Origin of the sequence: Neobacillus phoenicis (assembly GCF_047302305.1) — a bacterium.
GTDB lineage: Bacteria > Bacillota > Bacilli > Bacillales > Cytobacillaceae > Neobacillus.
The window spans coordinates 3,691,718-3,707,025 of record NZ_CP154847.1; the positions used below are offsets into that span (position 1 = coordinate 3,691,718).

At 37.6% G+C, this 15,308-nt stretch carries 16 protein-coding genes and 1 other annotated feature; of the genes, 6 read left to right on the plus strand and 10 right to left on the minus strand.

What is annotated here, in order from left to right; genetic code table 11:
* Positions 1-83 precede the first annotated feature (83 nt).
* Together AA0X95_RS19110 and AA0X95_RS19115 are read left to right on the plus strand one after the other, a co-directional pair.
* Complete coding sequence (locus tag AA0X95_RS19110; protein WP_413300625.1) at positions 84-590, plus strand: hypothetical protein; 507 nt, start codon at positions 84-86, stop codon at positions 588-590.
* Positions 591-669: 79 nt separating this feature from the next.
* Positions 670-885: a twin-arginine translocase TatA/TatE family subunit gene (locus tag AA0X95_RS19115; protein ID WP_413300627.1), complete on the plus strand. Its 216-nt coding sequence runs from the start codon at positions 670-672 to the stop codon at positions 883-885.
* Between the two features lie 44 nt (positions 886-929).
* Here the strand turns inward: AA0X95_RS19115 and AA0X95_RS19120 are convergent, their stop codons facing one another.
* Together AA0X95_RS19120 and AA0X95_RS19125 are read right to left on the minus strand one after the other, a co-directional pair.
* On the minus strand, positions 930-1,055 hold the full coding sequence (locus AA0X95_RS19120; protein WP_413300629.1) for a hypothetical protein: 126 nt from the start codon (positions 1,053-1,055) through the stop codon (positions 930-932).
* Positions 1,052-1,609 carry a hypothetical protein gene (locus AA0X95_RS19125; protein WP_413300631.1) on the minus strand — a complete coding sequence of 186 codons (558 nt, stop codon included), beginning with the start codon at positions 1,607-1,609 and terminating at the stop codon, positions 1,052-1,054. Before AA0X95_RS19125 ends, AA0X95_RS19120 begins: the two co-directional genes overlap by 4 nt.
* A 280-nt stretch (positions 1,610-1,889) precedes the next feature.
* Between AA0X95_RS19125 and AA0X95_RS19130 the strand changes: the two genes are divergently transcribed.
* Positions 1,890-3,113 carry an NAD(P)/FAD-dependent oxidoreductase gene (locus tag AA0X95_RS19130; RefSeq protein WP_413300633.1) on the plus strand — a complete coding sequence of 408 codons (1,224 nt, stop codon included), beginning with the start codon at positions 1,890-1,892 and terminating at the stop codon, positions 3,111-3,113.
* A 375-nt stretch (positions 3,114-3,488) separates the two neighbouring features.
* On the opposite strand, the gene AA0X95_RS19135 is transcribed toward AA0X95_RS19130, so the two are convergent.
* The 5 genes from AA0X95_RS19135 to hmpA form a co-directional block, all read right to left on the minus strand.
* On the minus strand, positions 3,489-3,857 hold the full coding sequence (locus AA0X95_RS19135) for a VOC family protein (protein WP_413300635.1): 369 nt from the start codon (positions 3,855-3,857) through the stop codon (positions 3,489-3,491).
* A gap of 669 nt (positions 3,858-4,526) precedes the next feature.
* On the minus strand, positions 4,527-5,507 hold the full coding sequence (locus tag AA0X95_RS19140) for an ABC transporter permease subunit (protein WP_413300637.1): 981 nt from the start codon (positions 5,505-5,507) through the stop codon (positions 4,527-4,529).
* Positions 5,500-6,414 (minus strand): ABC transporter ATP-binding protein, encoded by a 915-nt coding sequence (locus AA0X95_RS19145; protein WP_413300639.1) that lies wholly within the window; start codon positions 6,412-6,414, stop codon positions 5,500-5,502. The genes AA0X95_RS19140 and AA0X95_RS19145 overlap by 8 nt, the downstream gene beginning before the upstream one ends.
* A 13-nt stretch (positions 6,415-6,427) precedes the next feature.
* Positions 6,428-7,204, minus strand: a complete 777-nt coding sequence (locus tag AA0X95_RS19150; RefSeq protein ID WP_413300641.1) for an SGNH/GDSL hydrolase family protein — start codon at positions 7,202-7,204, stop codon at positions 6,428-6,430.
* Between the two features lie 357 nt (positions 7,205-7,561).
* Complete coding sequence (gene hmpA, locus AA0X95_RS19155; protein WP_413300643.1) at positions 7,562-8,776, minus strand: NO-inducible flavohemoprotein; 1,215 nt, start codon at positions 8,774-8,776, stop codon at positions 7,562-7,564.
* 393 nt (positions 8,777-9,169) lie between these two features.
* Here hmpA and AA0X95_RS19160 point away from each other — a divergent pair, with 393 nt between their 5' ends.
* Both AA0X95_RS19160 and AA0X95_RS19165 read left to right on the plus strand, forming a co-directional pair.
* Positions 9,170-10,018 (plus strand): DegV family protein, encoded by an 849-nt coding sequence (locus AA0X95_RS19160; RefSeq protein ID WP_413300645.1) that lies wholly within the window; start codon positions 9,170-9,172, stop codon positions 10,016-10,018.
* A 119-nt stretch (positions 10,019-10,137) separates the two neighbouring features.
* Positions 10,138-10,725, plus strand: coding sequence for a YdcF family protein (locus AA0X95_RS19165; protein ID WP_413300647.1), 588 nt, complete (start codon positions 10,138-10,140; stop codon positions 10,723-10,725).
* A 37-nt stretch (positions 10,726-10,762) separates the two neighbouring features.
* Here the strand turns inward: AA0X95_RS19165 and AA0X95_RS19170 are convergent, their stop codons facing one another.
* Both AA0X95_RS19170 and proS read right to left on the minus strand, forming a co-directional pair.
* Complete coding sequence (locus tag AA0X95_RS19170; protein WP_413300649.1) at positions 10,763-11,323, minus strand: GNAT family N-acetyltransferase; 561 nt, start codon at positions 11,321-11,323, stop codon at positions 10,763-10,765.
* A 278-nt stretch (positions 11,324-11,601) separates the two neighbouring features.
* Complete coding sequence (proS, locus tag AA0X95_RS19175; protein ID WP_413300651.1) at positions 11,602-13,032, minus strand: proline--tRNA ligase; 1,431 nt, start codon at positions 13,030-13,032, stop codon at positions 11,602-11,604.
* Between the two features lie 76 nt (positions 13,033-13,108).
* Positions 13,109-13,324: a binding site (T-box leader), on the minus strand.
* Between the two features lie 453 nt (positions 13,325-13,777).
* Here proS and AA0X95_RS19180 point away from each other — a divergent pair.
* A complete protein-coding gene (locus tag AA0X95_RS19180; RefSeq protein ID WP_413300653.1) occupies positions 13,778-14,668 on the plus strand; it encodes a cupredoxin domain-containing protein in 891 nt (296 codons plus the stop codon).
* A 48-nt stretch (positions 14,669-14,716) separates the two neighbouring features.
* Here the strand turns inward: AA0X95_RS19180 and AA0X95_RS19185 are convergent, their stop codons facing one another.
* Positions 14,717-15,307, minus strand: coding sequence for a PepSY-associated TM helix domain-containing protein (locus AA0X95_RS19185; protein WP_413300655.1), 591 nt, complete (start codon positions 15,305-15,307; stop codon positions 14,717-14,719).
* Between the last annotated feature and the right edge of the window lies 1 nt (position 15,308).

Consider the following 15,308-nt stretch of genomic DNA (forward strand, 5'->3'; position numbering starts at 1 on the left):
TTCCCATAAAAGAACATTCCATCTCAGCTAAAAAAAATACTTTTCTTTCAAGGAAAATACCTAATTCCAAGGATCGCAAATTATTGATAAGCTTTTTACTGTTATCAGTTATATTAGTTTTATCTGGACTAATGTATATCTCATATAACCACCAAGAGCTAATGAGCCAAGACTTTCGCCACTATAAAGGGACCTTTAAACAGTTGGGTTCTATTTCAAGAATTGGCTTTTTTGCTGCGCTAGCCATTTATCCTGTCTTTTGGTTATTAAAACAAAAGCAATTAAAGACACTTCAGTTGGGACAAATTCAAATCAAGCCTCTTGTTCAGTCTATTGCAAAGATTGTCCGAAAATGGCATGTACCAGTCGGTCTTCTATCTGCGGGTATAGTATTTCTACACAGTTTTTTAGCACTTATAAGTGGCTTTAAATTTAACTTTACTTACGGGTCCGGAATTGGAGCTGTTATTGTCCTTCTGTTCCTAATGGTAATGGGAATAAACCGGTTCAAACGAACAGACCGGAATTGGCATTTAAAGTTAGCCATTGCATTCTTAGTTTTATTTATGCTTCATGCTACCTTCGCTTAGTCTATCTACTAGTACTATTTAAAATATAACTGTATAATATTGATTGGAATGATTACAACTCATCAATAGGAGTGAAATAATGTTTTCGAATATTGGTTTTCCCGGGTTAATTTTAATCTTAATTGTCGCCTTAGTCATTTTTGGACCAAATAAATTACCGGAAATTGGACGTGCTTTTGGTAAGTCAATCCGTGAATTTAAAAAAGCAACTGAAGGCATTGCGGATGATATAAAAGAAGAAATTAAAGAAGAAATCAAAGAAGTAAAACAGGATAAAATTGACCTAAAGAAATAAAACAACCCCCATTACCTAGAAACGCATAGGCAATGGGGATTGTTTTATTTTCTGGACTTTTCTGCAAAGGTCTGAAATTGTGCTTTTAAGATTTTTCGTGATTTTTCATTTCTTAATAAGAAAGCAGCTCCTAAACCAAGTGTTGCCATCATTAATTTTTTATTACTCATTTTGTCAGCATCTCATTCATTTTCTGATTATGCTGCTTGTATTGTTCTAAAAGCTGGTTAAGGAGATTTGCCGCCTGCTGATTGTCCTTTTTCTCTACAGCCATGCGTAGTTCATGGAAGGTTTTCCAGTGACCCATGATTTTACCATCGTGTGCCTTTTGGATAAACTCCTCTTTCGTTAATTTGCCTTCATCCAATTGTTTTTTTAGTTCTTCCATTTTGGCCATTCTTTCTTTTTTCCACTGCTCACGCTTTGACGCATTTTCAGGACTCATCCATTTGTTTCGGAGTGCTTTTTTCTCTTCTAATACTTTGGTCCATTCAGCTTTTTTACTAGGAGTATATTGATCTACCCATGCTAACAGTTTTTGTTCTTTTTCTGCCATATGTGCTTGCCAATCTTTATGCATCATGTGATGATGGTGCTTCCCTCCATCATGACAATCACAAGGTGCTTTTTCTCCATGATCGTTTTGTTCAAGATGATTAGCTGAAGCTAATCCTGGCAGTGAAAACAATAAACCCATTGCCAATAGTAACATTTTTACTTTCATATTTAACACCTTCCACTTCTTATTTTTACATTAATTAAATCAATTTGAGGCACGTGGTTATCTTTCCCAATTTATCAAAAATAATTTACCATTTTGTCAAAATTTTAGTGGATAAATTACTTGTTTTAACTTTAAATATATCGTATTCTATGAATATAGAATGTTTGTGAAATATTTCACATAAAAAGAGCTTTTAGCTCTCATTTTTTAAAGTTTTTATGTGAAATATTTCACATGTTAGACCAATAGTATTCTTTATTGAAAAACGGGAGTGATTATAATGAAAAGACCCAAAATCGTTATTTTAGGTGCAGGATACGGTGGAATTATTACGAGTAGGAAACTTGAGAAGTTGCTAAAATCGGGTGAAGCAGATGTAACCTTAATAAATAAACATGATTATCACTATATAACGACACAATTGCATAAAACAGGTGTCGGGACCGCAGCTGATAAACAAATTGCCATGTTCATTCCTGAACTAATTGATCCGGCCAAGACCTTTTTTAAAAAGGGAACTGTCTCCTCAATCGATATTAATACCCAAGAAGTATACCTCGAAGGTGGCGACACTGTTGAGTATGATTATTTATTAATTTCACTCGGTTTTGAAGTGGAGACCTTCGGAATTCCTGGAATAAAAGAACATGCATTCGAAATTCGAAGCTTTAGAAGTTCAAAAGCAATATATAATCAGATTATTAAACAACTAAACCTTTACAAGGGAGATCTAGATCCTGCACGCCTAACCTTTGTTGTTGCAGGGGGTGGATTTACAGGAGTTGAGATGCTTGGAGAACTTGCAGAAGGTCTTCCAAAGCTATGTAAACAGTACGAGGTGCCCTTTGAAAAAGTAAAGATCGTTGCGATAGAAGCTGCACCTTCCGTCATTCCTTTCTTCCCTAAAGAATCAATCGAGTATACAACTGAAGTGTTAGAAAAACATAATGTTGAATTATTAACAGGTATGAAAATTTTCGAGTGCACTCCCGAAAAGGTTTACCTTGAGAATGGTATGGAAATCCCAACAAAAACACTAATCTGGTCTTGCGGGGTGAAAGGAAATACTATTATTCAACGATGTGGCTTACCAATGCTGAAAGGCAAACTACCGGTAGACCGTTATTTACGGGTTGAGAATATGAAAAACATCTTTAGTATAGGTGATTGCTCAATATTCATGAAGGATGAAAAATCTTCTTTACCTCCTACTGCTCAGGTTGCTTTACAACAAGCTGATGTTTGTGCAAAAAATATCGTTTCTACAATTCGTGGTAGTGAATTAAAAGCATTTGAATATCATCATAAAGGCTCTGTTGCCTCAATCGGCAACTGGGCTGCAGTAGGAAAGGTCGGAAACTTCCGTCTTTCTGGGTTATTTGCCGCATTTATGAAACAGGTTATTGAGGCACGTTACCTGTTTAACCTTGGTGGTCCTTCTTTAATTTTCAAACAACACATAGGTGTTAGTCATGAACCTGTAAAAGTAACTGCTAAACAGTAATGCCCGGCAAAAGGTATTGTGTCACTATCCCTCTGGCAGGCTGTCCCCTCATCCTGCTAGTAAATTGATTAATTTGGCCTTATATTTTTGGTCCTACATCCCTATTAAAAACACTTGAAGCCCCATTTCCAATGTTGGAATGGGGCTATTTTTTTATGGCTGTGTTAAACAGGCCTGTTGATTTCCGCTCCAGGCACTTCGCTTTCCGCGGGCGTGCCGGGGAGCCTCCTCGTCGCTTTGCTCCTGCGGGGTCTCCCCTGCCCCGTACTCCCGCAGGAGTCTTCGTGCCTTCCGCTCCAATCAACATTGTCTATAAAACAACATAAACCTTTCACACAGCCTTTTTTATAAAGAAAGGGTAGGTTAGAAAATGGATTATTCCCATTCTAGAAATTCAAGCCGATTACCAAATGGATCATTTACATGAATACGGCTTGCTCCAGGTAGATGATCATCCTCTTGAAATGGTATCTCATATTTATTCAAGTGTTTTTTTAGTTCCTCAATGTTTTCAACAACAAACGCTGGATGTGCCTTTTTTGCAGGTGAGAACGGGTCTTCGACGCCAATATGAAGCTGGAAGGTTCCAAACTCAAACCAAACTCCTCCACGCTTTTTTAATTCTTCTGGCTTCTCTACCTCCATAAGTCCAAGAATTTCGCCAAAAAAGTTTCTTGCAGCCTCTTCACAGCCATTTGGTGCTGCAAGTTGGATATGGTCAATTTTTTTTATTTCAAAAGCCATATTTACCCCTCCGTTTAGGTGCATTTATATTATTCTATTTTATAAAATTTATAATTTTCTATCAAATTTAAACTATTTTCACAAAAGTTATTTTGATTTCCTTTAAAACTAGGCTTTGTTATAACTGAATGTTGATTTCACAGTGTTTGAAAAATAAACGGAAAAATTCCGCTTAAATTGGGAAATACCCCTATTTCCTTAAAAATAAGGGGAGTTTTTCCGGTTATATACTCCAAATCGATGGATTTTGTCTTGTTTTAGAGCAGTTAAGCGGAAATTCTCCGCTTATTTCTGCCTCTTCAGCTTACTTTTTATACAATAGCCGGAATATCTCCGCTTATTTCTGCTTCTTAATCTGTCTCTATATACAATAGCCGGAAATTCTCCGCTTATGAATTCTCCTACCTAGACGAAAATCAACAATGAATGATAACACAGCCTAAAACTAAAAAAGGTTAACTCCAATTCAAAGAAGTTAACCTCATTAATTAACCTTGTATGTTGATTTCCGCTCCAGGCGCGAGCGGTTCGCGGGCGCGACGGGGAGCCTCCTCGTCGCTTCGCTCCTGTGGGGGTCTCCCCTGCCCGTACTCCCGCAGAAGTCTTCTGCCTTCCGCTCCAATCAACATAGTTATTATATTCACCATTGCTCATTAGCATAGCCAATTATTAATAAACATCCTTTTTTGTAAAGACCACGAAGGAGACGAGTAGTGCTGCTGCCCACCAAACGAACAACACCATCATTGAGAAGGAGAGGTTCATTCCTTCGATTGGAGGAGCAGATCCCTTCATGTAATCTGTTAAACGTAGGTTGACCATAAAGAAATACTTAGCTGATTCCCAAGATGAAACCATATTACTTAAAATCGCTCCTGAGATTAGTGCAGCCAGCATCACTCCCATGCCAGCAGCAGTACTTCGAATTAAAACAGATAACATAAACGAGAGTGTCCCCACTACGATAGAGACAAACCATACTAGCCCAAAATCCATTAGCAGGAACTTCCACAAACTGATGAGCTTCACCTCTGAAGTATTTAATCCTGTTTCCGTCACATTAAACCCTGTTAAAATGGGTGCGCCCCAGCCGCTATATCCAAAAACCAACCCAGAAATAATATAAGAAAGTAACCCTGCAATGGCAATAATCAACGAAACAGCTAAACACAGTGTGATATATTTGCTCAATAAAACCTTCCATCTTCTTACGGGTCTCGTCAACAAAAGCTTAATTGAACCTAAACTATGCTCAGAGGAAACTAAATCACTGGCAATAACCATGACCATTAAAGGAATAAACAGGTCAATTGAATTTTCCAAAAAAACCCTCATAAATGTAGGTGCGCCCGGTTCAGCGGGATTAATATCATGGTCAAGATAATATTGTTGTTGTTGTAAGGATATTTGCAGTTGCTTCTTCCATTCATCAGTAATACGACTACTGCTCAACCGGTTTGTCGTATCCACTATTTGCTGCTGCAGAATTGTGCGCCAATCACTAGTCCCTAATTTTTCTCGTTGCGTTTCAACTTGTTTATATTGTGCATATGTAAATAAAATTACTAAAACGCCAATAATGAGGGCAATGACTACTAGCCTTTTCTTGGCAATTAATTTCATCATTTCATTTTGAATTAATTTATTCAATGGAATCCCTCCCCGTAAGTTCGAGGAATAAATCTTCAAGTACTGGCATTTTTCGATTCATTTCCGTAACAGAAACACCTGCAAGAACAAGCTGTTTATTCCATTCTGGTGTTTTTTGTTCGTCAAACTCTGTCATAATCGTACCATCTTCTCTCTCTTCAATCGCTGTTAAAGAAGCTAATATGGTCCTTCCCAATTCAATCGGATGTACCTGCCAAACTACTTTTTCCCGATTTGACAACAATTGGAGAACCGTATCAGTCCGAATGACCGTGCCTTTTGAAATAATAGCAACCCGATCACAAAGTAATTGAATTTCACTTAATAAATGACTAGAGACAAGGACGCTTAGTCCTTCTTTCTCTGCTAAAAAGCGAATAAACTGGCGCATTTCACGGATTCCAGCCGGATCCAACCCATTTGTCGGCTCATCAAGGATTAGCACTTTCGGTTTTCCGAGCAAGGCTTGAGCAATACCTAAACGCTGTCTCATCCCTAATGAGTAGGTTTTCACTTTATCATGGATCCTTTCACTGAGACCGACTAATTCTGTCACCTCTTTGATCCGATCTTCTCCTATTCCTTCAATCATTCGGGCAAAATGAAGCAAATTATTATAGCCAGATAGATAGGGATATAATTCTGGGTTTTCAACAATACAGCCAAGGTTTTTCATTGCCTCATAAAAATGAGTTTCAATATTATATCCGCAAATTTGGATAGTTCCAGAGGTTGGCTTAATCAGACCAACAAGCATACGGATCGTTGTTGTTTTCCCAGCCCCATTCGGTCCCAAGAACCCAAACACTTCACCCTCACGTAAATCAAACGTTAACCCTTTAATAATTTCTTTTCTTCCGATTTCTTTTTTTAAATTTTTAACTTCTAATGTGATTTTTTTCTCCATCGGTTTCCTCTCCTTACCAGGTGAGCAATGAGGCTACACGTTCTGCAATTAAACGGTATCCTTTTGAATTTGGATGAAACTTATCAGAATACAGATAATCATTGACTTTCAACTCAAATAAGTCAAAGGTTGGTACGAAAATAATCTTTGGAAAAGCCGCACTTACTTCTGCACTATCATAATTCCAATGACGGACTACTTTTGACATTTCTTTTCCCTGGTCTAAATTAATAAATGGATTATACAATCCAATAAAAAACACATTGGCATCAGGATTATTCTTTCTGATTTGTTCGAATATAGCCTTAAGATTTTCAAGATACTTTTTCTCAATTGTCGCAATATCATCATTTCCGAAATCCATTATCGCTTGTCCACCTCGGAACAAATCGTTGCCGCCAATCGTGACAAGAACTAAGTCTGCTTTTTCAATCTGCCGCCCCACTTCTTTTTCTTGTACCTGTTTACGAAGCTGATCTGATCTTTGTCCATTGATCCCCAGGTTGGTTAGTTGCACAGGTCCTTTTGTCTTTTCTTTTATTTCATCCATTAAGACCCCTACATACCCCTTTCCCGTTTCATCACCAGTTCCCCTAGTTAACGAATCTCCTAAAGCGACAATGTTTAGTCCTTTTTTACTTTTCACTTCTGTTTTTTCAGTCGTTCTTTCAGGAACTTTTTCTGGCTTCCCTGCATAATATTCTCCTACCGCCCAGCCGAGCCCTACAAGCCAGACGAGGCAAAATAATACGGCGATGGCAGTAATAGAACGTATGACATTTTTACTCATTAAAAACATCCTTTCTGGCGGCCTTTTCTATTATTTAATCATAGTTCAGGTTTGAATCAAACTTTCAATGTCTTAAACTCATAAACGTTCATGATTTCTTAACTTTTTTATACTTTTTCAAAGCTTAATTAAACTTGCATGTTGAATTCCGCTCCAGGTGCTTCGCTTTCCGCGGGCGTGCCGGGGAGCCTCCTCGTCACTACGCTCCTGCGGGGTCTCCCCTGCCCCGTACTCCCGCAGGAGTCTTCGCACCTTCCGCTCCAATTAACAGAGTGCAAAATATAAAATGAGCTTTAATATAGCCTTTTTACATAATAAAAAGCCGATTCCCATTTTGGGAACCGGCACATTTTCTTTCTATTCTTCTAAATTACCCATTGGGCCAAAGAATTCAAAGTGAATTCTTTCTTCGTTAACTCCTAGGTCTTTTAAAAAGCGATTGATTGCCTTCATAAAAGGTACTGGTCCACAGAAATAAACGTCTGCATTATCTACAGAGACCTTATCTTCTAACCATTCACGTGTAATATATCCTTCTACATCAAAACGATTATTCATTCGGTCTTCTTCAGTTGGTGAATCGTAGAAGAAAAAGGATTTAACTGTTTCTAGCTTGGATTGCTCATCCACTTCATTTCTAAGTGCATGCACATTCCCATTCGCAGCTGCATGGACAAAAGTTACTTCCCTACTAGGCTGAATTTCAACGAGCGTTTTTAACATACTCATCATTGGTGTTAACCCGACACCACCACTAAGTAAAACAACAGGCGTATTCTTTTTTGTATCAAGAATAAAATCACCAGCTGGTGCGCTTACTTTTAAGATTTCGCCTTCCTTAACACCATCATGGAGATAATTTGATACCATTCCGTCTGGATTTTCCGTTCCCGCTTCGCGTTTCACACTAATTCTATAGTAGTCTCTTCCTGGAGCATCGGATAAGCTGTATTGACGAATATGTGTAAACTCTTCTCCACCAATTTCCATCTTGATGCTAATATATTGACCAGGAATAAAAGTGGCAATTCCCTTTTTATCTTCGGGTTTTAAGTAAAAAGAGGTAATTACATCGCTTTCAACTACTTTTCGGTCTACAACAAAATTTCGGAAGCCATCCCAGCCGCCATCTTGCGTTGCAGTCTCCTCATACATTTCAGCCTCGACACTGATAAAAGCGTCAGCAATCAGGTTATAAGCTTGGCCCCATGCATCAATGATCTCATCAGTTGCTGCATCTCCTAGTACATCCTTAATAGCAAGTAGCAAATGCTTTCCAACAATCGGATAATGCTCAGGTTTAATACCGAGACTTCTGTGCTTATGAGCAATCTGTTTTACTACAGGAAGAATAGCTTCCAGGTTATCAATGTACATGGCTGCAGCGTAAACTGTGCCTGCTAATGCTTTTTGTTGGCGACCTTGCTTTTGGTTCGCATGATTAAAGATATTTAATAGTTCAGGATGATTCCCAAACATAAGTTGATAGAATCGTGTGGTAATCGTTTCTCCATGCTTTTCTAATACCGGAACAGTAGATTTAATAATTTCAATTGTTTTTTGTTCTAACAAAATAATCACTCCTAAATACGTTTTCACTGTCTGCATAGTGATTATATGAAATTAACCACACTAACAAAGTGATTCAAATCACACATCGTTATATTTGAATAATTTGAACTAGTTCGAAAATCATAGATTCACTAAACTTTCTACAATTCTCCCTTTTCAAAAGAGTAGTTTAAATGATAAAAATAGTTTGGTTTGGGTATGACAAATGTAACTTGACGAGTTATTTATCGCTCTTGTATTGTTTTATTGAGTTATTAATACTACGTACCCTTTTTCCTATTTTTATACTTATTAATAGAATTGTGAAATAATGAATAAGTTACACGTGTAGTAGGCTCTATTCAGGGTATATTGTAAATAAACAAGAGATTTCCACTGGAGGAAGAGGATTTTATGAATAAGGCAAAGATTGCGTGGATCACTGATACGACTGCATCTCTAAGTAAAGAATTTATAGAGCAGCATCATATACATGTAATTCCCCTGCACGTTGTAATTAATGATGAATTTTACAAGGAAACAGTTGAGATTACTGAAGAAGAATTTTATGAAAGAATGAAAAATGAGGAAGGTAAATTTCAATCCTCACAGCCCTCAATTTCAGACTTTGTAGACTTATATAGTAAATTAAAAGAAGAATATGATTTCGGTGTTGCCATTCATGCTTCTAGTTTACTAACTGGAACCTATCAATCATCTGTTATGGCAGCTGAAATGGAAGACTTTAAACTATTTGCGCTCGATTCACAAACAGGTTCGTATCCCCTTTCTTTTTTAATTAAAAGGGGAATCGAGCTCGCCGAACAGGGCTTGGAAATACACGATATTATGTCCCAATTAAACGGACTTCTTGACCAAACACGCTTATACTTAGTCCCTTCAAACCTAGATCAGCTTCATAAAAGCGGCAGGGTGTCAGGGAGTCAAAAAATATTAGCATCACTTTTTAACATAAAACCCATTTTATCGATTGAAGAGGGAGCAGCCAAAATTAAAGACAAAGTTCGTACAGAGAAAAAGGTCATTGCTTGGCTTGTAAACAAATTGAAAGAAGACCTTGAAACCAAATCAGTGAAAAAGGTTGCTATTGTTCATGCAAACGATATCAAAAAAGCAACAGAACTAGAAAAAGTAATAAGAGAAACTTTCCCTTCAATTGAAACTGAAATATTAATGCTCATTACGGTTGCAGGTGTGCATACAGGTGTAGGTACAATTGGATTGTCTTGGGTATGTGAATAAGGAGGCTGATACTCAGCCTCTTTTTTATGGAAAAATATGTTGGTTAAATCATCCAATTTATTCTATTATTAAGATAGATTTAATAGTTTAAAAAAATCATATGAAATGGATTTGAATGGATGAAAAAGAAGAAAAGGATGTTGTCCTATTTGAGTATTCTTGTGGCAATAGGACTGATTTATGTTGGTGTATTACAGTTTAAAATTAGCCAGTTTACCCATGTGAAGGTGCCCAAAAATGCTGATTATATCATTGTACTCGGAGCAAGGGTTAAAGGGACGGTACCTTCTCTTGCATTTGCAAGCCGGATAAAATCGGCCGCGAACTATTTAAAGGAAAACAAAGATACCATTGTTATCGCTTCTGGTGGGAAAGGTCCTGGTGAGGATATTTCTGAGGCTGAGTGCATTAAAAGAGAATTAATCAAGCGTGGTATTAGTGAGTCTAGAATTCTGTTAGAAGACCGCTCTACTGATACCTATGAAAATATTAATTACTCTAGAAAGCTCATTCCTAAAAATGCGCAGTTAGGATTAGTAGTAACCAATACCTTTCATATTTATCGGGCTGTTTCGATTGCAAGAGACCAGGGTTTAAAAATAAACGGGCTGCCTGCAAAAAACCCATTACAAGCTGTAGTAAAATCCTATACTCGTGAATATTTGGCCATTACAAAGTTTTATTTAAAGAGGTACTTACTAGATTGATAAAGAGGTTGACTCACCTGAGTCAACCTCTTTAAGGTTATTTTATTTTTGCATAAACGCAGGTATCTCTAACTTCTTTCCCGTCGGCTGACAATCCTTCGTTTTTTAAAATTCCTTCTAATGTGAATCCTAACTTTTCTGGAATTGCCCGACTTTTCGTATTAGTCGAGTCGCAGCGAATTTCCACTCGACGTGCTTTCAGCTCCGTAAAAGCAAATTCAGTGATTGCTTGTGTCGCTTCTGTGATATAGCCCTTTCCACTATGGCGGGTATCAATCCAGTAACCAATTTCAAACTTTGGAACACTCCAGTTAATCCTATGTAAGCCAGACGACCCGATAAATTCCCCGGTTTCTTTATCATAGAGGTGCAGCCTAAGGTCTTCACGTGTCAAAAACTTTGCATGTGCTTCCCTCATATTCACTTCGACATCTTCTTCTGTTTGATTTCTATGTGCCCAAGGCATATATTCTTTCAGTTCGTTTAAAGAAGCCTGCATTGCATCATATACACCTTTGCCATCTCCAGGCATGGGCTTGCGAATGAGTAGTCTTTCAGTGGTAAACTGCTCTGGAAAGTCGATGAGTATCGGTTTCATGTTTAAATCCTCCCTTTACCTACTATACAATTCGCTAGGATGACGTAAATTCCTTTTAATAAAAATTTTTTCTACACAATTTTGGATTATTTCTACATAAAATCAGGGTTTTTCTACACGAAATCAAATTAATTCTACACAATTTTTTGATTTTTCTACACAAATTCTTGTTTTTTCTACACAAAATTAAGCTAATTCTACAAAACCATAGCGCTCACCAATAATAACCGCCACCCCAAACAAAAAAGGCCCTTCCATAAAGGAAGAGCCCACAAATCTTAGTATGCTTTTGCCCAATAAACCATCTTATTAGCTTCTTTGCCGCAGCATACACATTTATCAGAAACTTGTTCTTGCTCAAATGGCATACATCTTGATGTTGCCCCTGTTTCTTCTTTGATTTTTTCCTCACAGGCTAAATCTTCACACCACATAGCTTTGATAAAGCCTGGTTTTGCTTCTAGAGTTTCTTTTAACTCAGGAAGTGTAGTCGCTACAGAAGTTCTTTCTTCGCGATGATTCAATGCTTTGTTGTATAGATTAGTCTGAATTTCATCCAATAATGTAACAAGTTTTGTTTCTAACTCTTCCATAGGAACAATCACTTTTTCTAAAGTATCACGTCTTACTAATACAACCTGTTTATTTTCAATGTCTTTTGGTCCAACTTCTAAACGAACTGGAACACCTTTCATTTCATACTCATTGAATTTCCAGCCAGGCTTTTTATCGCTTGCGTCAATATCAACACGTGCGACCTTCCCAAGCGACTTTTTCAAATCATATGCAAAGTCCAGCACGCCTTCTTTATGCTGAGCGATAGGCACAATCATCACTTGTGTTGGAGCCGCTTTTGGAGGAATGACAAGACCGCGGTCGTCACCATGCACCATGATTAATGCTCCAATGATTCTTGTTGTAAAGCCCCACGATGTTTGGTGAACATATTGTAGTTTACCTTCTTTATCCGTGTACTGAATGTTAAAGGCTTCCGCAAAACCTGTACCGAAGTGGTGAGAGGTACCAGACTGTAATGCTTTTCCGTCATGCATTAAGCTTTCAATTGTAAATGTCGCTTTCGCACCAGCAAACTTTTCTTTTTCCGTTTTTTGTCCTTTTACAACTGGAATCGCAAGAATTTCTTCACAAACTGCAGCATATACATTTAACATTTTAATGGTTTCTTCCATTGCCTCTTCATCCGTTGCATGGGCAGTATGGCCTTCCTGCCATAAAAACTCTAATGTACGTAAGAATGGACGTGTTGTTTTTTCCCAACGAACAACGTTAGCCCATTGGTTATAAAGCTTTGGTAAATCTCTGTACGAATGAATGATATTGCTATAGTGCTCACAGAAAAGAACCTCTGAAGTTGGACGAACAACCAAACGCTCTGCTAACTCTTCAGAACCACCGTGTGTAACCCAAGCTACTTCAGGAGCAAAACCTTCGACATGGTCTTTTTCCTTCTGCAGTAAGCTTTCTGGAATGAATAAAGGCATATAGACATTTTCATGTCCTGTTTCTTTGATTCGACGATCTAATTCATTTTTAATGTTATCCCATAAAGCATATCCATACGGACGGATAATCATCGATCCGCGGACGCTTGAATAGTCGATTAAATCAGCTTTTGTTACAACATCTGTATACCACTGTGCAAAGTCCTCATCCATCGCAGTGACATCTTTTACAAATTCCTTTGCCATTTTGACACCTCATTAAATTTATTAAAATAAATACAACAGAACTTCCGCTATAAATACAAAAAGACCCTAATCCCAAAAAAGGGACCAAGGTCTGGCGGTACCACCCTAAATTCATAAAGCATTCGCTTTAAACTCTTTGCATGATAACGGATTTGATCCGCATGTATCTTCATAATTTCCGATACAGAACTCAGAGGCAGGTTCAAATGACCGTCTTAAGAAACCTCACACCAATGGTTTCCTCTCTTTGTAAGACAAACTTCATTTTACTAATCCCCGTCATCGTTTCAATAGTATTTTTGAAGAAATTATATATTTCATCTTCATAAAAGTCAATTCGAAAAGGGAATATTTCGCGACAAAGTGTGAGGAAATTTAGAATTGGCTTTAAACTAGAGGATAAAACGTGTAAAATTCAAGTAATTAAGTAAAGAGGTGACTTTCATGTCAAAAGAAGAAAAGGAACCGGTCGACGGAGAGAAAGCATAGAAAGAATTTTCACTTGAATACATTAGAATGCAAAATGAAGCACTTAAACGAATTTACAAAAATACGATTGATAAAGAGAAAAAAGACTAGAACTGACTCCAAAATTCCTTCCTCCACCTATTTCCTCAGCAAGATTCATAAAACGTTCATACAAATCTCTTAATAGACCATTTTGAAACCATAATTTGCATTTATAATACTCATATGTTGTTTATTTTATTAAATTGGATAAGCCCACATTTGAGGAGACAAAAAGATGACTATTTTTTCAATTATATCGGCAGTGATCGTTGCGTTAGGGACCGGTTATTCTATTTTTCTTGTATACCGTAATAAAATTAAGCTAAATAACACCCCGGGTATCCTGCTTAGCATGGTGATTGCCATTATTAGTGGCTTGTTAACCGGCAGTATCATTGGAATCCTTTCGGGCGAGACATTCTTAGCCGTTGGCGTCAGCATGATCATTGGATTCGTTATTGGCTTCTTAGCAGGACACCCAATTGGGTTACTAGCAATACTGATGTCATCCATCTTTGGATTAATTGGGGGAATTAATGGAGCCATTCTTGGGTTATTCCTACAATATATCAACCCTAGCATTTTATTAGGTATATTATTAGGTTTCTATATTGTTATTATCGGATTTGTAATTGTCTACATTTATGTGACTACAAATAATAAATTTTCTATCGATACCAATGAGCTATCACCTTTTGCCATAATTGCAGGTGGAGTTGTACTCGTCTCACTGTTTTTGTTTATGTATAGCACGGATATGGTAAAAGTTCCTGGAAAAAGCGAGACGGCACAAACCGAAGCTAAAATGGAAACCGGTACCCAGAAAATGGCTAAAACAGAGGTGGATGTCACGAAAGAAAGCTCACCTAAAGTAAAAATGCTCGTTACAGAAACTGGATACACACCAAACGTCATTCGTGTAAAAAAAGGCATTCCTGTAGTACTCGAAATTAACAATCCACTGGAAGATAGCTGTTTATCTACATTTAAGATTCCAGACTTTGATTTAAACGATGTTAATTTAAAAGTTGGTACAACGAATCTCACTTTTACTCCTGAGAAAAGTGGCGAATTTACATTTAGCTGCGGAATGGAAATGTTTAAAGGCACCATCATTGTTGAATAGTATGCAAAAAAGGCTGACTATTTTGTCAGCCTTTTTCGGGTATTTGCCTTACAAAACTTCCAGATCTTCTAATTGACGCTTTTTTCTCTTTCTATCGGCACGCAGAATTTGAGTAGATAAATAGATACCTGAACCAGTAAGGAACATCATAGCGATAGCCGTTAGATCTATCAGCCATTTCACATTTGTATTTCCGATTCTACCTTCATGAAGACCACGGATGGTGCTCATGAATGAGCCTTGTCCCATTCCTTCACCACGAACTCCTTCAGGAAAATTCCTATTCCGCCCAAAGCCAGGAGACCCTTGAAATTGGCCATTTTCATTTGTGCCATTCTGCCCCTCGATGCCAGCTTGTCCTTGAGATTGACCGTTGCGAATAAACCCATTCTGCCCCTGGATTTGACCACTTATTTGCCCGGCACCCTGTCTAAATTGCCCGCGATTGAACTGTCCTGGTTGAAAGTTCCCTCTATCCCCTTCGAATTGAGTTTGTCCCATTAACCAAGGTTCGTTCATTAATAATCCAGTAAGCGACTCCATAAAAATTAATACTGAAGCTATTAACCCTATCCATAAGTGTGCTTTTCTTACTTTCTTCATTACTGCGTTTCTCCTCTCAACGATTGTTCTTTCCATT